The following is a 20488-nucleotide window of genomic DNA, read 5'->3' as shown; positions in this document are numbered from 1 at the left end:
CGTGACCCCGACAAGCACCGACCGCCGGGAGGGAGCGCGCACATGGGTGACCTGCTGGGGGTGGCGGTGCTGGGTGCCGGGCACATGGGGGCCGACCACATACGGCGTCTCGACCGGGTGGTCAACGGAGCCAGGGTGGTGGCCGTGGCCGATCCGGACCTCGCCCGGGCCCGGGAGGCGGCGGCCGGCCTCACCGGCGTCACCGTGCACCCGGATCCGATCGCCGCGCTCGACGCGCCGGGTGTACAGGCGGTCCTCGTCGCCTCCCCCGGTCCGGCCCACGAGGAGGCGCTGCTCGGCGCCTTCGCCCGCGGACTGCCGGTGCTGTGCGAGAAACCCATGGTGCCGGACTCCACCGGTGCGCTGCGGGTCGTGGAGGCCGAGGCGCGGGTCGGCCGCCGGCTGGCGCAGGTCGGCTTCATGCGCCGCTACGACACCGAGTACCGGCGGCTGAAGGCGCTGCTGGACGGGGGCCGCCTGGGCAGACCGCTGATGCTGCACTGCACCCACCGCAACGTCTCCTCCCCCGCCGGCTTCACCAGCGCGATGCTGATCAACAGCTCCGTCTCGCACGAGATCGACGCGGCCCGCTGGCTGCTCGGGCAGGAGCTGACGGCGGTCACCGTGCTGCGGCCCACACCGTCCCCGGGCGCGCCCGAGGGCCTGCTCGACCCGCAGTTCGTGCTCTTCGAGACCGAGCGGGGCGCCCTCGTGGACGTCGAGGTCTTCGTCAACTGCGGCTTCGGCTACCAGGTGCGCTGCGAGGCCGTGTGCGAAGCGGGCAGCGCCCGGATCGGTGACGAGCACACCATGGTGGTCACCGCCGGGGGCGGCGCCCGCGAGGAGGTGGCACAGGACTATCTCGTCCGTTTCGCCGGCGCCTACGACCGCGAGCTACAGGCCTGGGTGGACGCGACCCGGCGCGGGGAGGTCACCGGGCCGGGCGCCTGGGACGGTTACGCCGCCTCCGTCGTCGCCGAGGCGGGCGTCCGGGCGCTGGAGACCGGCGCCAGGGTGGCCGTCGACCTCGCCCCGCGCCCCGCCCTGTACGCCGGGGCCGGTCACTGACCCGGCCCCGTCACCGCCGTTCAGGGGCACGCGGCCCCACGAGTCGCGGTCCGGGGCGCCCCCGCGGCGTCCCGCCACCGGCTCACACCCCGCCGAACAGCGTGCTCAGCCCCCGTTCCACCACGCCGGCCAGGTCCTCCTGTCCGCCGGCGACCACCGCGTAGGTGTGCAGCAGGAAACGGCGCAGCGCCGACGCCTGGAACTGGAGCAGGGCCATGCCGTGCGGCGAGTGGAACTCCAGGACGGTGCGGGTACGGCCGTACGGCCAGATCTGTACGTCCCCGTGACCGGCCGGGGCGCGCAGCCCCTGGTCGAGCAGGGAGCGGGCGAAGGTCCAGGTGACCTCCTCGCCGTTCAGTGCCGCCTCGGCCGGGAAGTCCACGAAGACGGCGAGGGGATCCTCCGCGGAGTAGCGCAGCGTGGCCGACACCGGCACCTCCCGGTCCTCGGCGGTGATGAGCCGGGCATGGGCGAGCTGTTCGACGATGATGTCCATGCCATTAAGGAGTCGGCGAAGGCCTGTCGCATGGCGCCAGATCCGGTCAGAGTTCGGCAGGTACAGGCCCCTGCGTGACGGAGGGGAACAGAGAAGCGTCGAACACGCGCTTCAGGGCGGGCCCGAGCGGAACGACTGCCTCAATTCGCGTACGTCATCTACGACTTGACTGGCGCGGCGCGTACGCGGTCCGTCCGTACGGACCAGCCCGGGAAGACTCTGGCATATGCCGGGAGCACCACCGTATCGTGTGTCGCCGAATCCCTTACAGCGCGTCGCGGGCTGTGCCACAGTCGTAGCGGTCCCCCGCCGTCCCCGCCCGTACCGTCCCCCCTCATCGGAGTGCGTCATGCCGTCCCCAGTCTCCGCGGACCGCCCCGCCGCCCAGCCACCCGGTCCCGGCTCGGTCGAGGCGCTGATCCGGCAGACGCGACGGCTCAAGGGCGACGTGGACGCCGTACGGCGGGACACCCGCAGCGACGGAACGGACCCCGAGGAACGCTGGCAGCGCGCCCTGTACGACCTCGCCCTGCACCAGCTCGACGACCTGGACACCCACCTGGCCCAGCTGCGGGACGGCCCGGCCCCCGCCCCGGCCGGGCCCCCCGAGGCGCCGGCCCCCCGGCCCGCACCGGTCACCGCCTCGCGCGGCTCGCTGCTCAGCCGCGTCGGCAGCGCCGAGTGGAACCTGCTGACGGACGAGGCGACCTGGTCCGGGGAGCTGTACCAGATCCTCGGCCTCGACCCGGCCCGCCCCGCCGCCACCCTCGACGAACTGCCCGCCCTGGTGCTGGAGGAGGACCGGCCGAAACTCACCGCGATGGTGACGGACTGCCTGGTCGACGCCAGACCGATCGACGGCGAGTTCCGCATCGTACGCCCCGACACCTCCGTACGGACCGTGCACATGATGGGCGAACCCGTGCTCGGCGCCGACGGCGGCACCGCCTCCATGTGGGCCGTACTGCGCGACGTCAGCGACCTGCGCCGCGAGCAGCGGACGGTGCGCGAGAGGCGTGACTCGCTGCACCGCCACCGCCGGCAGGAGCGGACCGAGCACCGGATCGCGGCCGAACTGCAGGAAGCCGTACTGCCGCCCTGGCGCGGCTCCCTGCGGCTCCCCCACCAGGGACCGCAGACCCTCGACCTCGCCGCCCACCGGCTGCCGGCCGACGCCGGCACACCGATCGGCGCCGACTGGTACGACGCACTCGAACTGCCCGACGGCCGGACCCTGCTCGGCGTCGGCGGCCTGGTCGGACACGGAGTGGCCGTCACCTCGGGCATGGCGATGCTGCTCGGCGCCGTGCGCGGGATGGCCATGGCCGGCACCGAACCCGGCCACCTGCTCACCCTGCTCAACCGGTTACTCGACGCCACGGTGCAACCCGCCCTCGGCAGCGCCGTCTGCTGCCACTACCAGCCCGAGACCCGCACCCTGACCTGGGCGCAGGCGGGACACCCCGCCCCGCTGCTGTACCGCGACGGGACGGGGAGCGCGCTGAACGCGCCGGACGGCACACCCCTCGGCGCCTCCCCAGGCGCCGTGTACGGGCAGTGCGCCGCCACCCTGCGGCCGGGCGACCTGCTCCTGCTGCACACCGACGCGCTCGTGCCGGGCCACAGCAGAACCGCGACCGCCGACCGGCTGCTCGCCCTCGCCCCACGCCTCGGGGCGGCGCGCACCGCGCGGGACTGTGTGCGAGCGGTCGTCGAGGAGTTCGGCGGAGCCGGACGCGAGGACGACGCCTGCGTCCTCGTCGCCAAGGTCGTCGGCTGACCGGCCCGGCCCCCCGGACCGCGCCCGGGCGCCCTAGGCGGACGCGCTGTCGCCGTCCGACCTGGCCCTCGGCCTGGGCAGGGCCAGCCTGATCTCCTCCCTCAGTTCCTGGATCCTCGGGTACTCGGCGTACTCCGCGGTCAGCCGGTACATCTGCCGCAGCCGGTCCCAGGTCCGACGGGAGGAGTTCGAGCCCATCGACATCAGGGCCAGCCGGGCGTAACGGTCGGCCTGTTCGGGGTCGTCGCCGATGAAACAGGCCGAGGCCATGGACAGATGGTCGAAGATCTTCGACCGCTCACGTCCGTCGACGCGCAGGGCCAGGGCCTTCTCCGCGTAGTACCGGGCGTGCGTGGCCGCGCCCGGGTCGAACTCCGCCAGGGTGCGGTAGGCGAGCGCCTGCATGCCGTACAGGTCCTCGTCCTTGAAGGTCTGCATCCACTCCGGCTGCTCCACGTCCTGCCCCTCGGAGACGAAGAGTCCCTCCGCCTGCCCGAGCGTGCGGCGCATCGCCTGGCCCTTGCCCATCGACGCCTGCGCCCAGGCCTCGATGGTGTGGAACATCGCCTTCGTCCGCGGCTGGAGACGGTCACCGGCACCGGACTGGGCGAGCTTCATCAGGTCCAGCGCGTCGTCCGGCCGGCCCAGGTGCACCATCTGCCGGGCCGCCCGCGACAGCGCCTCGCCGGCCCGCGGCCGGTCCCCGCCCTCCCGGGCGGCATGGGCGGCGATGACGAAGTACTTCTGCGCCGTGGGCTCCAGGCCGACGTCGTGCGACATCCAGCCGGCGAGGACGGCGAGGTTGGCGGCGACGCCCCACAGGCGCCGCTGGAGATGGGGCGGATGACGGTAGGCGAGCATGCCGCCCACCTCGTTCAGCTGGCCCACCACCGCCTTGCGCTGGAGCCCGCCGCCACGGGCCGCGTCCCAGGCGCGGAACACCTCGACCGAGCGCTCCAGCGCCTCGATCTCCTGCCACCCGATGGGGGCGGCCTCGTAGCGGTCGAACCCGGCGGGGTCGGCGTGCAGGGGGTCGTCGAGAAAAGGGGCGTCGGCCTTCAGGGCCGGGTCGGTGTGCAGCCACTCGTACATGGCGCTGCTGAGTGTGGATCCCGCGGCGAGCGCGGCACCCGCGCCCACCAAGCCGCGTCGGTTGAGCATGAGGTCCATTCCCGTGAATTCGGTGAGGACCGCGGCGGTCCGCTCGGGCGGCCACGGCACACCGTCGGGATGTTCCTCTTTCCCGTCGCCCTGCCGTCTCCCCGCACGCCCGTGCCGTACCAGACCGAGGTCCTCCATGGTCACGACACGGCCGAGACGCTCGGTGAACAGGGCCGCCAGCACCCGCGGCACCGGATCGCGCGGGATCTCCCCCACGTCGATCCACCGCCGCACCCGGGAGGTGTCGGTCGCCAGCTGGGGGTGGCCCATGGCCGCCGCCTGCCGGTTGACCAGCCTCGCGAGTTCACCCTTGGACCAGCCGGCCAGGCCGAACAGGTCCGCAAGGCGGGTGTTGGGTTGTCCGCTCACGTCAAGCCCCCAGGTTCTCGGCTGAGTTGACAGTAGACCCGTGGACGTTGCCGGGCGACTATTCGCCACGGTTCGCCAGGGTCCGCCAGATGGTGTGCCAGTGGGCCTCTGGTGTCAGGTAGGAAAGCGCCACCCCGACCGGTCGCCACCCCCATACGGCGGCCCCATAGCGTCATATGACGGGCCCACTCCCCAGGGTGCGCCCGGACGGCCGGGCGGGTGGGCGCACGCTCTCGGAACCACGCTTTCGGGCAGGGCTCGGAGCATGGGTTCGAAGCACGGACCCACAGGCAGGCACCGCAGGCACACGAAGGGATCTGTATCTCCCATGTACGCAGCGCCGTCCTCCGTGTCCGCCCCGCCCCGGCCGCTGCGCTCCCGCCCGGCGGGCGGCGGACCGTACCTCGACCCGGCGGCACGTCCGGGCGTCCCCGTGCTGGGCGCGGGCCGGCCGCGGCGGGTCCCGGGCCAGCCCGGGGCGCAGCCGCTCAGCGGGAGGCTCGACCTGTCCGGCCCCCAGGGCACGCAGCTGCGCGCCGCGATCGCCGCGGTGCACCGGATCTGTCCGGAGTTCGCTCCGGTGCAGATCCTGCGGCGCAGCGGACGGTCCGTCCTCCTCGTCGGGACGACGGGGCGCAGCACGGCCGTCGCCAAGTGCCTCCTGGACCACTCGCCCGCGTGGGCGGAGCGGAGCCGTCAGGAAATAGCCGCATACCGCTCGTTCGTCCGGCACCGGCCGCCGGTCCGGGTGCCGAGGCTGATCGCGGCGGACCCGGACAACTGCACCCTGGTGATCGAGCGCATGCCGGGCCGGGCGGCGGCGTTCCAGCGGCATCCCGTGGAGGCTCCGCCCCGCGCGGACATCCGGGCGGCACTCGGCGCGATCTGCCGGGTCAACGCCTGGCGGCCCCCGGCGGGCACCTTCGACATGCCGCTGGACTACGCGGCCCGGATCTCCCGCTACCACGAGCTGGGCCTGCTCACCGACCGCGACCTCGGCGACCTCCAGAAGCTGCTGCACGGCATCGCGCACGAGGTGGGCCGGCAGGGGATGCTCCAGTTCTGCCACGGCGACGCCCTGCTGTCGAACGTGCTGCTCTCCCCGGCCGGTCCGGTGCTGGTGGACTGGGAGCACGCGGGCTGGTATCTGCCGGGGTACGACCTGGCGACACTGTGGCTCGTCCTCGGGGACGCGCCGGTGGCCCGGCGGCAGATCGCCCAGATCGCGCAGTCCGCCGGCCCGGCGTCCCGGGACGCCTTCCTGGTGAACCTGATGCTCCTGCTGACGCGGGAGATCCGGACGTACGAGACGGCCGTGCAGCGTTCGATGCGCGACCCGGCCCCGGCGGCACCGGGTGCGGCCCATCCGGGTGCCGTGACGTCCGGTGAGGAACAGCGGCTGCTGCTCCGGCGGCTGCACGACGACTGCCAGATGGCCCGCAAGGCCGTCCGGGCGGCGGTCGGCACCCGCTGACCCGGGCGAAGGTCCGCGGTGCGCCCCTCGGTGGCGGCGCACCGCGGACCTTCGCGTATGCCCGGGGCCGGCGGCCACTGGTCTACGCCGGTGACGCCCCGCAGGCCCGGGCACCACCGCCGCGAAACTCGCCGGAAACCCTTCGTGACGTGGGAAATCGACTACCTACGGGCATCATTGACGGATCGTCGGCAAGCCGGTACCACTGACCCAGCCCGGCCCCGCCATGCCCCGCCACGCTCCGCCCGTCACAGGAGGCCGCCTTGCGAGGATCCGCCACCGACCCCACGTCCACCCCCGGTCACAGACCCCTGCGGCGGACCGCCGTCCCGCTCGCCTCCGCGGCCCTGCTGCTGCCCCTGCTGGGCATGGCCCCCGCCCACCGGGTCACGGACTCCTCGGCGGACCGGCTCCAGCACGCGTTCGCCACCGCGGCGGCCGACTATCACGTGCCGCAGAGCGTCCTGCTGGCCGTCTCCTACCTCCAGTCCCGCTGGGACGGGCACGGTGGCGCGCCGAGCGTGACCGGCGGCTACGGCCCGATGCACCTCACCGACGCCCGGGCCGCGATCGCCGCCTCGGAGCACTTCGCCGAGGGCGCGGAGGACCCGCGGGGCGACGCCGCGCGGGCCGCGCTGCACCCGGCCGCCGGGAAGCCGGCCGCCTCCGCGGTCCCGGCCCGGCTGCGGACCCTGCCGAAGGCGGCGGAGCTGACCGGCATCCCGGCGGGGGAACTGCGCGCCGACCCGGCGGCGAACGTGGCCGGCGGCGCCGCCCTGCTGGCCGCCGCGCAGAAGGAGCTGGGCGAGCCGCGGAGCGCCGACCCGGCCGACTGGTACGGCGCGGTGGCCCGCTTCTCCGGCGCCGACGACACGGCCACCGCAGCGGCGTACGCCGACGACGTGTACGACGTCCTGCGCACGGGTGAGGAGCGCACCACCGACGACGGCCAGCGGGTGCTCCTGGCCGCGCAGCCGCGGCTGGTCCCGGACACCGCCCCACTGCGGCGGGCCGGCCTGCGCACGCTGCCCACGGACGACACCGAGTGCCCGAGGTCGGTGTCCTGCGAGTCGGTCCCGGCGCCGTACGCGGAGTTCGGGGAGGGCGACTACGGCAACCACGACCTGGGCGACCGTCCGGCCTCACAGAGCATCAAGTACATCGTCATCCATGACACGGAGGGCGCCTGGGACGGGGTCATGAACCTGATCCAGGACCCGACCTATGTGTCCTGGAACTACACGATCCGCTCGACCGACGGTCTGATCGCCCAGCACGTCAAGGCCAAGGACGTCGCCTGGCACGCGGGCAACTGGTACGTCAACGCGAAGTCGATCGGCATCGAGCACGAGGGCTTCCTCGCCAGCCCGGACGCCTGGTACACGGAGGCGATGTACCGTTCCTCGGCCCGGCTGGTCCGGTACCTGTCCAGGAGGTACGACGTCCCGCTGGACCGGCAGCACATCCTGGGCCACGACAACGTGCCCGGGCCGACCGCCTCCACCATCGCGGGCATGCACACGGACCCCGGCCCGTACTGGGACTGGCGGCACTACTTCCAGCTGCTGGGCCACCCGTTCCTGCGCACGGCCGGCCGGCACTCCCCCGTGGTGACGATCCTGCCGGACTACGACTCCAACCGGCCCACGTACACCGGCTGCACCACCAGGGGCGAGCCCTGCACGGCGCACGGCTCCAGCGAGGTGCGGCTCTACACCGACCACGACGTGACCGCCCCGCTGGTCAGGGACATCGGCCTGCGGACGGACCCGACCACCGGAGTGAACGACCTGTCCTCACGGGTCTCCACCGGCCAGCAGTACGCGGTGGCCGACCGCTGGGGCGACTGGACGGCCATCTGGTACCTGGGGCAGAAGGCCTGGTTCCGCAACCCGCCCGAGGAACCTGCGGCGGTCCCGGCGCGGGGACTGGTGGTGACCCCGAGGGACGGCCTGACGAGCGTTCCGGTGTACGGGCGCGCCTACCCGGAGAAGGAGGCCTATCCGGCGGACGTCCCGGCCCAGTCGGTGGTGCCGCTGCCGTACACGATCCCGGCCGGACAGGCGTACGTGGCCGGTGACGAGGTGCCCGGCGAGTACTACTACGCGGTCACCTTCACCACCGACTCGCACCGGGTCGTGGTGGGCAAGGACCTGTACTACGAGATCCAGTACGGCCACCGGGTCGCCTTCGTCCGTGCCGCGGACGTGACGCCGGCGGGCTCGGTCCGCCGGTAGCGGCCCGCGCTCTCAGCCCTGCTGGAAAAGCTCCGCCGGGAGCGGCTTCAGCAGGGCGTACAGGTCGTCGGTGATGGGGCGGTCCCAGGCGGCGATGGTGACGAGGACGCCGTCGCTGCGGTCGAACTGGACGCAGGACACCCGGCTCTCGGACAGCTTCAGGCGCCGCACGATGAGGAGGTTGTCGCCCTGGAGGACCGGCGTGTCCTCGGTCTCGACGACGGTGACCTCCTCGTCGTTCTCCAGCGCCAGCAGCAGCTGGCCCACCTCGAAGGGGATCTCGCCCTCGGCCACGTCGCGGGCCGGGGAACCCTCCGGCAGATTACCGATGATCATCGCGGGGCCGCGGCCGCCGAACAGGTCGTAGCGCAGGAACACACCCTGGCAGGTGCCGTCGGGGGCGGGCAGCAGGCCCGCGCCGAGGTTGCCCGGCCAGTCGCCCGGGTCCATGGCCAGCACGTCGAAGTCGGGTCCGGCAGGGGTGGCGCTGCGGCGGCGGAGGAACGACATGCGGCCATGGTACGTGCCCGTGCCGCGCCGGGTGACCCGCGGGCGCCGGGCGGCGTACCGGCGGGCGGGGCGTGTCAGCCGAGCGGGCAGCTGGTGAGCAGGGCCGCCGGGTCCGCGCCGGCCGGGCGTGCGACCGTGTGGTCCGCGGGCGGCCGGGCGGCTCCGCTGAGCCAGCGTTCCAGGGCGGTGAACGCGGAGCGGTGGCAGGGCACCATCGGGCGGAGCCTGCCGGGGAAGGCGTCGGTGAGGGAGTCGGTGTGGGTGCCGTCCTCGATGCGGTAGTAGCGCAGCAGGGAGCCGCGGCCGGCCTTGTGGACCATGCGCGCGTAGACGTCGGAGTCCTCGCTGATCGGCAGGAGCACGTCGAGGGTGCCCTGGAGGGTGATCAGCGGCTTGCCGATGCGGCCGGTGAGGGCGATGCGGCCGACCGCCCGGTGGACGGCGGCGGGGCGGTCCGGGTAGGCGTAGTCGGCGTCGCAGGCGGGGGTACCGGAGGCGCAGAACGGGGTGCCGGCCTCGGTGTCCCCGTCGTAGCCGGGGTCGAGTTCCTCGCGGTAGATGCGCTGGGTGAGGTCCCAGTAGACCTGGTGGTGGTACGGCCACAGGAACTCCGAGCCGGGCGGGAAGCCCGCCCGGTGCAGCGCGCTCGCGGCCTCGGCGGCTCGGGGGCCGCCGGCGGCGTAGGCGGGGTAGTGGCGCAGCGCGGTGGGCAGGGAGGTGAGCGGGTTGGGGCCGTCGGCGCGCCAGAGGGTGCCCTCCCAGTCGACGCCGCCGTCGTACAGCTCGGGGTGGTTCTCCAGCTGCCAGCGCACCAGGTAACCGCCGTTGGACAGGCCGGTGGCGAGGGTGCGGGCCGGGGGCCGGTGGTAGCGCTGGGTGACGACGGCGCGGGCGGCGCGGGTGAGCTGGGTGAGGCGGGTGTTCCATTCGGCGATGGCGTCGCCGGGCCGGCGGCCGTCGCGGAAGAAGGCGGTGCCGGTGTTGCCCTTGTCGGTGGCGGCGTAGGCGTAGCCGCGGGCCAGGACCCAGTCGGCGATCGCCCGGTCGTTGGCGTACTGCTCGCGGTTGCCCGGAGTGCCCGTGACCACCAGGCCGCCGTTCCAGTGGTCGGGCAGCCGGATGACGAACTGGGAGTCGTGGTGCCAGCCGTGGTCGGTGTTGGTGGTGGAGGTGTCCGGGAAGTAGCCGTCGATCTGGATGCCGGGGACGCCGGCGGGGGTGGGCAGGCCGGCCGGGGTGAGACCCGCGTAGTCGGCCGGGTCGGTGTGGCCGGAGGACACGGTGCCGGCGGTGGTCAGTTCGTCCAGGCAGTCGGCCTGCTGGTGGGCGGCGCCGGGGACGTGCAGCCGGGCGCGGCCGGCGCAGGGGCCGTCGGGTGTTCCCGGTCCTGCGGGTGCGGCGGTGGCGGGGGTGGCCAGGAGGGAGCAGACGGCGGCGAGCGACAGCGCGCCCAGCGTGGTGCGCCGGGCGGGGCGGGCGCGTCGGGCGGGTGGTGACGTGTGGCGGGGAAGCATTCGGTTCCTCCGGCGGGTTGGGGACGCGCTGGAGGCTAGGGGTGGTGTGGTGGCTCCGGACATGTGCGGGGCCGCCATGATGACGGCCCGTTGGGGGTCGTCGGCCACCATGGCGGCCCCTCGCGGCCTCCGACCGTGTGTCAGGGGCAGGCGGTGTCGGCGAGGGTGAAGTAGCCGGTGGGCGACTCCTTCAGGGTGTGGGTGACGAACGTGTTGTACAGACCCATGTTCTGGTGGGAGCCGTTGGCGTAGGTGACGCCGCCGCTGGTGGTGGCCCGCCCGGCCTGTACGTGGGTGTAGTTGCTCGCCGTCCAGCAGGCGGCCGTGTCACCGCCGCCGGGGTCGGAGCCGCCCGGCTCGGAGGTGTCCAGGCCGAAGAACCGGGCGATCCAGCGGCTGGAGCAGATCGAGTCGAGGAAGTACGGCGCGCCGGTGCCGCCGCACTGCTCGGCGCCCGTGCCCGGGTCGACGGGGGTGCCGTGGCCGATGCCCGGGACGCGGTCGACCTCGACGGCGACCGTGCCGTCGGGGGCGAGGTACTGGTCCTGCCGGGTGGCGTCCGGTCCGATCGTCGTCGTGCGCGTGGGCGTCTGGGACAGTCCGTGCAGGGCCGTCCACTGGTCGCGCAGTTCGGTGGCGTTGCGCGGTACGACGGTGGTGTCCTGGTCGCCGTACCAGATGGCGGCGCGCGGCCACGGCCCGGTGTACGAGGGGTAGGCGTCGCGCGCCCGCTGGGCCCAGTCGGCCGGGCCGAGGTCGACGCCGGGGTTCATGCACGTGTAGGGGCTGTTGTCCCGGGTGCAGTCGTAGGGAAGGCCGGCGACGACCGCGCCCGCGGAGAACACGTCGGGATAGGCGGCGAGCATGACCGCGGTCATCGCGCCGCCCGCGGACAGGCCGGTGACGTAGACCCGCCCCGGGTCGGCGCCGTAGGCGGTGACGGCCTGGCCCACCATCTGCCGGACGGAGGAGGCCTCGCCCTGGCCGCGACGGTTGTCGGTGGACTGGAACCAGTTGAAGCACCGGTTCGCGTTGTTGGCGGTGCCGGTCTCCGCGAGCACGAGCAGGAAGCCGTCGCGGTCGGCGAGCCGGGGCAGGCCGGAGTTGTCGGCGTAGGTCTGGGCGTTCTGCGTGCAGCCGTGCAGCGCCACGACGACCGCCGGGTGGGCGGGGAGAGCGGCGGGCCGGTAGACGTACATGGTGAGGGCGCCCGGGTTGGAGCCGAAGTCGCTCACCCTGGTGAGCGTGACGGCGGCGCGGGCCTCGGGCGCGGGGCCGGCGAGTGCGGTGCCGAGGACGACGGCGAGGACGGCGAACAGGCGGGGCAGCAGCCGGGCCTGTGGTCGTGCTCCGGGTGCCTTGCTGAACGGGGGCAGGGGCATGGCGGCTCCTTCGGTGGACACACCTGTCCCGGCCGCTCCCGCGCGGGGACGGCGCCTGGAGCGCCGGGGGTTACGGAACGTTAGGTTCGGGTGTGTCCGGGCACCATGGCGCCGCGCACCACAGCCGCCGGGGCGTCGGTCGGCAGCGGGCGGATTGCGGGGCGTCGCGGGGTCTGCTAGGCCGTGTCGTCCGGCGGGGCCGGCGGCACCACCGCGACCGGGCTCGCCGCGTGCAGCAGTACGGCCTGGGTGACCGAGCCCAGCATGCGGGCCGGGGCGAGCAGCCGCCGCCGGTGCCTGCCGACGACGACCAGGCCGGCGTCCCGGGACGCGGCGACCAGGTGGCCGGCCGCGTGGCCGGGCAGCACCACGGCGTCGGCGCGGATCCCGGGGTGCCGCTCGCGGTGCGGGGCCAGGAAGCCCTCGGCGAGGGCGCGGATCTCCTGTTCGACGGCGCCCTGGTCGACCACGGGCGGCGCGGACCAGCCGGGCGCGGACCAGGTGTGCGTGGGCCACGGGTAGGCGGCGATCGCCCGCACCCGGGCCTCGCGCCGGGCGGCCTCGGCGAAGGCGAAGGCGAGGACGGCCGGGTCGGGGCTGTCCGCGTGGAGCCCGGCGACCACCACCCGGGAGCCGGGCCCGGCGGGCCGGTCGCCGTGCTCCTCTCCGTCCCGTCCGGCGTGGGCGGCGCCCCGGTCGCGGTCCGGCGGCGGTACGACGACCACGGGGCATGCGGCGTCCCGCGCCGTGGCGAGGCCGTTGGAGCCGAGCAGCAGGCCGGCGAAGCCGCCGCGGCCCCGGGAGCCGAGCACCAGCAGCTGGGCGTCGGCGCCGATCTCAGGCAGGACGGCTCCCGGGACGCCGGCCAGGGTCACGTACTCCACGGCTGTGTCGCCGGTGTGCTCGGCGAGGCGGGCGCGCACGTCGTCGAGCACGGGATCGCCCTCCGTTTCGGGCGGACCGGCGACCAGCACGTCGGCCTGGCCCCAGGCGGCGTACTGCCGTACGTGCACCACCCGCAGTGGTGCCGCGCGGCGGCGGGCGGCGTCCCGGGCCCAGTCCAGGGCGCGCAGGCTGCCGCCGGAACCGTCGACCGCGGCGATGACCGGCGCAGTGCTCGTCTTCCTCACCTCCGCGACACGGCTTTCCCCGTGCCGGGGACAGCCTCGCGCAGGTGGGGGCCCGGCGGGGCGCTGCCGGTCGCGTGTCCCGGAGATCCGCCGGCGGCATCCCCGGTTCAGGTGAGGTCGAACTCCCCTTCCCGCGCGCCGGATACGAAGGCGCCCCATTCCGCGGGGGTGAAGATCAGGGAGGGGCTCTCCGGCCGGCCGCTGTTGCGCATCGCGACGAAGCCCTCGACGAAGGCGATCTGGACGTCGCCCCTGCCCTGGCTGCTGGACTGCCACTCGGCCCTGCTGAGGTCCAGCTCCGGCTTGTCCCAGCCCGTGAGCGGCTGCTGCTGGGTGATGGTCTCGGCCACGTACCTGCTCCTCCCGGTTCGTCCTCCGCGGTCAGCCTAGCGACCGGCCGCTACGGCGGACAGGGCACGCGGGGAGGACTTCGGGCGTACGGCCGGGCTCACCGGGCCGGGGGCGGGGTGGTGTCCGCCGGGGTGTCGAGGAAGGCGGCGACGCGATCGCGGAACCACCGCGGGTCGTCCAGCCAGGGGTAGTGGCCGGCGCCGGGCTGGACGGTGACCTCGGCGTGGGGGAAGGCGCGGGCGGTGCGGCGGGCGAGGCCGGGACACGGGCCGCCGTCGGCTCCGCCCGCGTACACGAGGACCGGCGCGGTCAGGGCGGCGAGGGCGGTCCGGGTCGCGTCCGGGGTGAACGCGCCCTCGGCGAAGTAACGCTCGCCCGCCTCGTCGTCGGTCTGTTTCGGTTCGGCGTCGGCGTGTGCCCGGGCGGTGTCGTCCCAGCGGCCGTAGAAGAACGGCAGGAACACGTCATCGAAGTCCGCGCCGTCCGCGAGCCAGGCCCGGAAGGCGGGGTACGCCCGTGCGAACCACGGTTCGTCCGCGCGCAGCAGGGCCGCGGCCAGCCGGTCCTCGGGCGTGGCGCGCATGCCGAGCGGGGACGGGTTGGGGGTGATCAGCACCAGCCGGCGTATCCGGTGCGGGTGGCGGGCGGCGTAGAGCAGGGCCAGGGCGGCTCCGGCGGAGTGCGCGAGCAGATCCATGTGGTCCAGCCCCATGTGGGCTCGCCACACCTCGACGTCCTCGACCATCCGGTCACAGCGGTACGTCGCCGGGTCGGCCGGCACGGCCGAGTTCCCGGTGCCCCGCAGGTCCAGCAGAGCCAGCCGACGGTCCGCGGTCAGTCCGCCGAGGTCTCCGAGATAGGCGGAGGCGCGCATCGGGCCACCGGGCAGGACGGCGAGGGGCTCGCCGGTGCCGCGCAGGTGGTAGGCGAGCCGGGTGCCGTCGGGTGCGCTGAAGCTGGGCATGCGGTGATCATCCCGGCGCGTCGCGCCCGGCCGCAACGCCTTTCGCGCGAGGCGCGACCCCTTTCGCGCGAGGCGCGGCCCCTTTCGCGCGGGCCGGTGCGACGCTGCCCCGCCTCCGTCACAGGCCGGGCACGCCACCGTCCGGTCCGTCGCCGTCGGGTCCGCCGGCCCGGTCCGGGCCCGAAAAATTCCGCAGCCCTCTTGCCCGGGATCCGGACGGCCTGAATTACTGATCCCGAACAGAGCGACCGAATGATCGGTCGTCCGGAATGTGAGTCTGGCGAGGGAGACGTCCCGATGACGGATGCGAGGGAGCTGCTCGACGCGGGCGAACGGCTCGGGCCCGAGGAGCTGCGGGCGTTGCAGCTGGAGCGGTTGCGCGCCTCCCTGCGGCACGCCTATGAGCACGTGCCGTTCTACCGGGAGTCGTTCGACAGGGCCGGCGTCCGCCCGGAGGACTGCCGCTCGCTCGCCGACCTGGCCCGTTTTCCCTTCACGACCAAGTCCGACCTGCGGGAGAACTACCCGTTCGGCATGTTCGCGGTGCCGCGCGAGCGGATCCGCCGGCTGCACGCCTCCAGCGGCACCACGGGCCGCCCCACGGTGGTCGGCTACACGGACAACGACCTCTTCATGTGGGCCGACATGGTGGCACGGTCGATCCGCGCGGCGGGCGGGCGGCCCGGCGACGTCGTACATGTGGCCTACGGCTATGGACTGTTCACCGGTGGCCTGGGTGCCCACTATGGTGCCGAGCGCCTGGGCTGTACGGTCGTCCCCGCGTCCGGGGGCATGACGGCCCGCCAGGTGCAGCTGATCCGCGACCTGGAACCGTCCGTCATCATGGTCACCCCGTCCTACATGCTCACGCTGCTGGACGAGTTCGAACGCCAGGGTGTGGACCCGCGCGGCACCTCCCTGCGCGTGGGCGTCTTCGGGGCCGAGCCGTGGACCGAGCAGATGCGGCGGGAGATCGAGGAGCGGTTCGCGATCGACGCGGTCGACATCTACGGGCTGTCCGAGGTGATCGGCCCCGGTGTGGCCCAGGAGTGCGCGCAGACCAAGGACGGTCTCCATGTGTGGGAGGACCACTTCTATCCGGAGGTCGTCGATCCGGTCACGGGCGAGGTGCTGCCGGAGGGCGAGCGCGGCGAGCTGGTGTTCACCTCGCTGACCAAGGAGGCCATGCCGGTCGTGCGGTACCGGACGCGGGACCTGACGCGGCTGCTGCCCGGCACGGCCCGGGTCTTCCGGCGGATGGAGAAGGTCACCGGGCGCAGTGACGACATGGTGATCCTGCGCGGGGTCAACCTGTTCCCGACCCAGATCGAGGAGATCGTGCTGCGCACGCCCGGTGTGGCGCCGCACTTCCAGCTGCGCCTCACCCGGGAGGGCCGTCTCGACGCGCTGACGGTCCGCGCCGAGGCCCGCCCCGGCGCGACGCCGGAGGTACGGGACGCGGCGGCCCGGTCGATCGTCGCGGCGGTCAGGGACGGCGTCGGGGTGTCGGTCGGCGTGGAGATCGTCGAGCCGGAGTCGCTGGAGCGGTCGGTGGGGAAGATCCGCCGGATCGTGGACCTGCGGCCACGGGACGCCGGACACCCGTCGACGTGATCCGTAACGCCCGCGCCGGCCCGTACTGCGGAGCAAGGACGGGATCGCGGTCGCCGGCCGGCGTGCCGTTGCCGTCGGCCCGGGCGGCGCGGGACCCGGTCAGGCGCCGAAGCGGTCGCGGAGTTCGCGTTTGAGGATCTTGCCGCTGGCGTTGCGGGGCAGCGCGTCCACGAACAGCACCCGCTTGGGCGCCTTGAACGGGGTCAGCCGCTCCTTCACGTGCGCGATGAGCTGGTCCCCGGTCACCTCGCCGCGCGGGACGACGACCGCCGTGACGGCCTCGATCCACCGCTCGTCGGGCAGACCGATCACGGCGGCCTCGGCGACCGCCTCGTGGGTGTGGAGCGCGTCCTCCACCTGGCGCGAGGCCACCAGCACACCACCGGAGTTGATGACGTCCTTCACCCGGTCCACGATGGTGAAGTAGCCGTCGAAGTCGCGCACGGCGAGGTCACCGGAGTGGAACCAGCCGCCGCGGAAGGCCTCGGCCGTCTCCTCGGGCCGGTCCCAGTAGCCCTCGCACAACTGCGGTGACCGGTAGACGATTTCACCGGGCGTGCCGTCCGGTACGTCGGCGTCGTTCTCGTCCACGACCCGGGCGTCCACGAACAGCACCGTCCGCCCGCAGGAGTCCAGCCGGCCCTCGTGCTCACCGGGGCCGAGGACGGTGGCCAGCGGGCCGATCTCGCTCTGCCCGAAGCAGTTGTAGAAGGCGAGCCGGGGCAGGTGCCGCCGCAGCCGCTCCAGCACGGGCACCGGCATGACGGACGCGCCGTAGTACGCCTTGCGCAGGCCGGTGAGGTCACGGGTGGCGAAGTCGGGCCGGCCCGCCAGGCCGATCCACACCGTGGGCGGCGCGAACAGGCTGTCCACGCGGCCGGTTTCGATCAGGTCGAACAGCCGGTCCCCGTCGGGCGCGTCCAGGATGACGTTGGTCGCGCCGACCGCGAGGAAGGGCAGCAGGAACACGTGCAGCTGCGCCGAGTGGTAGAGCGGCAGGGCGTGCACCGGGCGGTCGCCGGCGCTGAGGTCGAGGGCCGTGATCGCGCTGAGGTACTCGTGCACCAGGGCCCGGTGGGTCATCATCGCGCCCTTGGGCAGGGCGGTCGTCCCGGAGGTGTACAGCAGCTGCACCAGGTCCTCGGTGCGGGGTTCGGGGCCGTCGTACGGCGGTGCCTGCGGGAGCCGGGTCAGCAGCGAGTCGTCCGTGTCCCGCAGCGCCAGTACCCGCGCGTCCTGCGGGAGCCGGCCGGCCAGGTCCGGGTCGGTGAGCACCAGCGCGCTGCCCGACTGGCCGAGGAGGTAGGCCAGGTCGGCTCCGGTGAGGCTGTGGTTGACCGGCACATGGACCAGGCCCGCGCGGGAGCAGGCGAGGAAGGCGATCAGATAGGCGTCCGAGTTGTGCCCGTAGGCGGCGACCCGGTCGCCGGGTGTGAGGCCCTCGGCGCGCAGGAGCGTGGCCGCGCGGGAGACGGCGTCGTCGAGTTCGCCGTACGTCCAGCGGCGCTCGCCGTACTCCACCGCGACGCGCGCCGGGGTGCGGCGGGCGCTGCGCCGCAGCACCCCGTCGACCGTGCTGCTGCCCTGTCCCTGCGTCATGACAGCCGATCCTCGGGCCGCCGGACGCGCCGGTCAAGCACCGCGTCCACCGCCGGGACCGGCCCGCCGGACCAGCGGGGCTCCCGCAACCGCCCTGGGCGGGGATCACCGTACGGGTCGCCGGCACACCGATGACGGGCCGGGGGCTCCGGTCCGCCGCCTCAGGCGGTCTCCTCCAGCACCGCCATCGCCGCGTTGTGCCCCGGTACGCCGCTGACGCCTCCCCCGCGCACCGCGCCCGCCCCGCACAGCAGGACGCCGGCGTGCCCGGTCTCCACGCCCCAACGGCCCGTCCCCTGCTCGGCGTACGGCCAGGACAGGGCCCGGTGGAAGATGTGGCCGCCGGGCAGCCGCAGGTCCCGTTCGAGGTCCAGCGGGGTCTTCGCCTCGATGCAGGGCCGGCCGTCGGCATCGGTGGCCAGGCAGTCGGCGAGCGGTTCGGCGAGGTGGGCGTCGAGCTGGGCGAGGGTGGACCTCAGCAGTTCCTCGCGCACGCCGTCGTTGTCACGGTCGAAGAGCCGGGCCGGGGTGTGCAGGCCGAACAGGGTGAGGGTCTGGTAGCCGCGCTCGCTCAGCTCCGGGCCGAGGATGGTGGGGTCGGTCAGGGAGTGGCAGTAGATCTCCGAGGGCGGTTCGGCGGGGAGTTCGCCTGCGGCTGCCTGGGCGTGGGCGGTGGCCAGCCGGCGGTACCCCTCGGCGATGTGGAAGGTGCCGGCGAATGCTTCGCGGGGGTCTGCGCCGGGGTCGCGCAGCCTGGGCAGCCGGGTGAGCAGCATGTTGACCTTCAGCTGGGCGCCTTCGGCGGGTTCGGGCGCCGGGTCCCCGGTGAGCGCGGCCAGCTCCTGCGGGGAGGCGTTCACCAGGACGTGCCGGGCGGCGGCGACGCCCTCGCCGTCCCGGGTGCGGTAGGTGACCTCGGCGGTGTGTCCGTCGGTGTGGATCCGGACGGCCTCGTGGCCGGTCGCGATCTGGGCGCCGGCCGCGCGGGCGGCGGCGGCCAGTGCGTCGGTCAGCGCGCCCATGCCGCCGACGGGCACGTCCCAGGCGCCGGTGCCGCCGCCGATGACGTGGTAGAGGAAGCAGCGGTTCTGGGCGAGGGACGGGTCGTGGGCGTCGGCGAAGGTGCCGATCAGCGCGTCGGTGAGGACGACACCCCGGACCAGGTCGTCGTGGAAGGTGTCCTCGACCGCGACGCCGACCGGCTCCTCGAACAGGGCCCGCCAGGCGGCCTCGTCGTCGATGCGGCGGCGCAGCTCGTCGCGGGTGGGCAGGGGCTCGGTGAGCGTGGGGAAGACACGCCGGGCGACGCGGCCGGTCATGCCGTAGAAGCGCTGCCATGCCTCGTACTCGCGGTCGCCGCCGGTCAGCCGGGCGAAGGCCTCCCGGGTGCGTTGCTCGCCGCCGCCGACGAGGAGCCCGGTCGGCCGGCCCGCCCGTTCGGTGGGGGTGTACGAGGAGATGGCGCGGGTGCGGACGCGGAAGTCGAGCCCGAGGTCCCGCACGATCTTGGGCGGGAGCAGGCTGACCAGGTAGGAGTAGCGCGACAGGCGGGCGTCGAGCCCGGCGAACGGGCGGGTGGAGACGGCCGCGCCGCCGGTGTGGTCCAGCCGCTCCAGCACCAGTACGGAGCGGCCGGCCCGGGCCAGGTAGGCGGCGGCGACCAGGCCGTTGTGGCCGCCGCCGACGATGACGGCGTCGTACGCGCGGGTTCCCTCGTTCGCGGACATGGTCCTTCGTAACACGCGGACGCACGCGGTGGAACGCGTTTCACACGCCGGCATCGATCAGGCAGGGTCCCAGTGGCCTACGGGGTCCCAGGGGTCCGCGGGCGCTCAGGGATACGGGCACGCAGGGCGTCCGGGCGCTCAAGGCGTACGGGCGCTCACTTCAGCATTTCCAGGAAACCCGCGCAGGCGTCGGCGCAGCCCCGGCAGACCGCCGCGGCCGGCTCGGCACCGGGGTGTTCGTCGAAGGCGTGCGCGCACTCCAGGCACACCGAGCGGCACCACTCCACCCGCACGCGGAGCGCCTCCTCGTCCTGACGGTTCTCCTCGCACAGCACCCGGCAGGTGGCGTCGCACACCTCGGCGCACATGATGCCGAGCCGGCGTACGCGCTCCTGGCGCTCGGTGCCGTCCGGTTCGACGAGACTCGCCCGCACCGCGCAGGTCCGGGCGCACTCCGTACACGCCTGCGCACAGGCGAAGCGGTCCTCCAGGAACCGGTAGAGCTGCTGCTGCGAAGTCGGCGGTGTCACACCGTGCGGGTAGCCGGGGCGTGGGGGCGCAAACCAGATTCCGGGGCCGATGACGGACCGGAAGGGCCGGTGCTACGGACCGGTGGGGACCGGTGCCACGGACCGGCGAGGCGGCCCGTGTCCCCGGGTCGGGGGGCAATTCATTGCCACCCCCACCATTCATCCGCCTTGTCCGGGTTCGCACCCATTCGTGACGGGTATCCCTGTTCTATGAACACCGCATCGATGCAGTTGGCCGCGGCGAGCGGCCTGATGAGCCTCTTCCTGTTCATCGTGGCCGTGGCCCTCCTGGCGCTGCTCGGCGGCGGCTTCTGGATGACCTCCCGCGTCAAGTACCGCGAGCCGCCGCGCCCGCGGCCCGAGGAACAGCCCAAGCTGCCGCCGGAGGGCGCGGTGCACGAGGTGCGGCAGAACAGGGAGTGCGCGGAGGTGCCGCAGACCCCCAAGGGCGGTCGCCCGCTCACGCCGTACGAGCTGACCAACATGGATTCCCAGCCGAGCGATTCGGAGGACCGCCCGCGCTGGAGCAGAGGGTCCAGCGGTTCGTTCGGCGGCGGCGGACTCGGCGCCCACTGAAGCCCC

17 protein-coding genes are annotated in these 20488 nt (G+C 73.9%); 6 read left to right on the top strand and 11 right to left on the bottom strand.

Annotation, left to right across the window (positions count from 1 at the left end):
- Positions 1-42 precede the first annotated feature (42 nt).
- Complete coding sequence (locus ABZ117_RS11725) at positions 43-1068, top strand: Gfo/Idh/MocA family oxidoreductase (RefSeq protein WP_356819686.1); 1026 nt, start codon at positions 43-45, stop codon at positions 1066-1068.
- Between the two features lie 82 nt (positions 1069-1150).
- On the opposite strand, the gene ABZ117_RS11720 is transcribed toward ABZ117_RS11725, so the two are convergent.
- Positions 1151-1564: an SsgA family sporulation/cell division regulator gene (locus ABZ117_RS11720; RefSeq protein WP_356819684.1), complete on the bottom strand. Its 414-nt coding sequence runs from the start codon at positions 1562-1564 to the stop codon at positions 1151-1153.
- 349 nt (positions 1565-1913) lie between these two features.
- Between ABZ117_RS11720 and ABZ117_RS11715 the strand changes: the two genes are divergently transcribed.
- A complete protein-coding gene (locus tag ABZ117_RS11715; protein WP_356819682.1) occupies positions 1914-3344 on the top strand; it encodes a SpoIIE family protein phosphatase in 1431 nt (476 codons plus the stop codon).
- A gap of 33 nt (positions 3345-3377) precedes the next feature.
- Here ABZ117_RS11715 and ABZ117_RS11710 read toward each other — a convergent pair whose 3' ends face one another.
- Positions 3378-4874: a hypothetical protein gene (locus ABZ117_RS11710; protein WP_356819681.1), complete on the bottom strand. Its 1497-nt coding sequence runs from the start codon at positions 4872-4874 to the stop codon at positions 3378-3380.
- 328 nt (positions 4875-5202) lie between these two features.
- Between ABZ117_RS11710 and ABZ117_RS11705 the strand changes: the two genes are divergently transcribed.
- Positions 5203-6348 carry an aminoglycoside phosphotransferase family protein gene (locus ABZ117_RS11705; RefSeq protein WP_356819679.1) on the top strand — a complete coding sequence of 382 codons (1146 nt, stop codon included), beginning with the start codon at positions 5203-5205 and terminating at the stop codon, positions 6346-6348.
- 263 nt (positions 6349-6611) lie between these two features.
- Positions 6612-8585 (top strand): peptidoglycan recognition family protein, encoded by a 1974-nt coding sequence (locus tag ABZ117_RS11700; RefSeq protein ID WP_356819677.1) that lies wholly within the window; start codon positions 6612-6614, stop codon positions 8583-8585.
- Between the two features lie 12 nt (positions 8586-8597).
- Here ABZ117_RS11700 and ABZ117_RS11695 read toward each other — a convergent pair whose 3' ends face one another.
- The 6 genes from ABZ117_RS11695 to ABZ117_RS11670 form a co-directional block, all read right to left on the bottom strand.
- Positions 8598-9095 (bottom strand): hypothetical protein, encoded by a 498-nt coding sequence (locus tag ABZ117_RS11695; RefSeq protein WP_356819675.1) that lies wholly within the window; start codon positions 9093-9095, stop codon positions 8598-8600.
- 74 nt (positions 9096-9169) lie between these two features.
- Positions 9170-10609 (bottom strand): 3-hydroxybutyrate oligomer hydrolase family protein, encoded by a 1440-nt coding sequence (locus tag ABZ117_RS11690; protein WP_356819674.1) that lies wholly within the window; start codon positions 10607-10609, stop codon positions 9170-9172.
- Positions 10610-10749: 140 nt separating this feature from the next.
- On the bottom strand, positions 10750-11991 hold the full coding sequence (locus tag ABZ117_RS11685) for a PHB depolymerase family esterase (RefSeq protein WP_356819672.1): 1242 nt from the start codon (positions 11989-11991) through the stop codon (positions 10750-10752).
- A gap of 176 nt (positions 11992-12167) precedes the next feature.
- Positions 12168-13121, bottom strand: a complete 954-nt coding sequence (locus ABZ117_RS11680) for a universal stress protein (protein WP_356819670.1) — start codon at positions 13119-13121, stop codon at positions 12168-12170.
- A gap of 107 nt (positions 13122-13228) precedes the next feature.
- Positions 13229-13471, bottom strand: a complete 243-nt coding sequence (locus ABZ117_RS11675; RefSeq protein ID WP_356819668.1) for a DUF397 domain-containing protein — start codon at positions 13469-13471, stop codon at positions 13229-13231.
- Between the two features lie 98 nt (positions 13472-13569).
- The gene (locus ABZ117_RS11670; protein WP_356819667.1) at positions 13570-14436 is read right to left on the bottom strand and encodes an alpha/beta hydrolase; all 867 of its coding nucleotides are present in this window, start codon (positions 14434-14436) and stop codon (positions 13570-13572) included.
- A 297-nt stretch (positions 14437-14733) separates the two neighbouring features.
- Here ABZ117_RS11670 and paaK point away from each other — a divergent pair, with 297 nt between their 5' ends.
- Entirely contained in the window at positions 14734-16050 is a 1317-nt protein-coding gene (gene paaK, locus ABZ117_RS11665; RefSeq protein WP_356819665.1) for a phenylacetate--CoA ligase PaaK, read from the top strand.
- A gap of 99 nt (positions 16051-16149) precedes the next feature.
- Here the strand turns inward: paaK and ABZ117_RS11660 are convergent, their stop codons facing one another.
- From ABZ117_RS11660 to ABZ117_RS11650, 3 genes are all read right to left on the bottom strand, one after another.
- Complete coding sequence (locus tag ABZ117_RS11660; protein WP_356819663.1) at positions 16150-17649, bottom strand: acyl-CoA synthetase; 1500 nt, start codon at positions 17647-17649, stop codon at positions 16150-16152.
- Positions 17650-17810: 161 nt separating this feature from the next.
- On the bottom strand, positions 17811-19376 hold the full coding sequence (locus ABZ117_RS11655; RefSeq protein WP_356819661.1) for an NAD(P)/FAD-dependent oxidoreductase: 1566 nt from the start codon (positions 19374-19376) through the stop codon (positions 17811-17813).
- Between the two features lie 155 nt (positions 19377-19531).
- Positions 19532-19906: a ferredoxin gene (locus ABZ117_RS11650; RefSeq protein ID WP_356819660.1), complete on the bottom strand. Its 375-nt coding sequence runs from the start codon at positions 19904-19906 to the stop codon at positions 19532-19534.
- A gap of 210 nt (positions 19907-20116) precedes the next feature.
- Here ABZ117_RS11650 and ABZ117_RS11645 point away from each other — a divergent pair, with 210 nt between their 5' ends.
- The gene (locus ABZ117_RS11645) at positions 20117-20482 is read left to right on the top strand and encodes a DUF6479 family protein (RefSeq protein WP_356819658.1); all 366 of its coding nucleotides are present in this window, start codon (positions 20117-20119) and stop codon (positions 20480-20482) included.
- Positions 20483-20488: the final 6 nt, after the last annotated feature.

The sequence above is a fragment of the Streptomyces sp. NPDC006309 genome, from assembly GCF_040613095.1.
Lineage (GTDB): Bacteria > Actinomycetota > Actinomycetes > Streptomycetales > Streptomycetaceae > Streptomyces.
This window is presented reverse-complemented; position numbering and strand designations above follow the sequence as displayed.

Coding starts and splice junctions, on each gene's coding strand:
- ABZ117_RS11725 (WP_356819686.1), top strand. CDS start 43: ATGGGTGACCTGCTGGGGGTGGCGGTGCTGGGTGCCGGGCACATGGGG.
- paaK (WP_356819665.1), top strand. CDS start 14,734: ATGACGGATGCGAGGGAGCTGCTCGACGCGGGCGAACGGCTCGGGCCC.
- ABZ117_RS11690 (WP_356819674.1), bottom strand. CDS start 10,609: ATGCTTCCCCGCCACACGTCACCACCCGCCCGACGCGCCCGCCCCGCC.
- ABZ117_RS11655 (WP_356819661.1), bottom strand. CDS start 19,376: ATGTCCGCGAACGAGGGAACCCGCGCGTACGACGCCGTCATCGTCGGC.
- ABZ117_RS11715 (WP_356819682.1), top strand. CDS start 1,914: ATGCCGTCCCCAGTCTCCGCGGACCGCCCCGCCGCCCAGCCACCCGGT.
- ABZ117_RS11685 (WP_356819672.1), bottom strand. CDS start 11,991: ATGCCCCTGCCCCCGTTCAGCAAGGCACCCGGAGCACGACCACAGGCC.
- ABZ117_RS11645 (WP_356819658.1), top strand. CDS start 20,117: ATGAACACCGCATCGATGCAGTTGGCCGCGGCGAGCGGCCTGATGAGC.
- ABZ117_RS11670 (WP_356819667.1), bottom strand. CDS start 14,436: ATGCCCAGCTTCAGCGCACCCGACGGCACCCGGCTCGCCTACCACCTG.
- ABZ117_RS11705 (WP_356819679.1), top strand. CDS start 5,203: ATGTACGCAGCGCCGTCCTCCGTGTCCGCCCCGCCCCGGCCGCTGCGC.
- ABZ117_RS11695 (WP_356819675.1), bottom strand. CDS start 9,095: ATGTCGTTCCTCCGCCGCCGCAGCGCCACCCCTGCCGGACCCGACTTC.
- ABZ117_RS11720 (WP_356819684.1), bottom strand. CDS start 1,564: ATGGACATCATCGTCGAACAGCTCGCCCATGCCCGGCTCATCACCGCC.
- ABZ117_RS11660 (WP_356819663.1), bottom strand. CDS start 17,649: ATGACGCAGGGACAGGGCAGCAGCACGGTCGACGGGGTGCTGCGGCGC.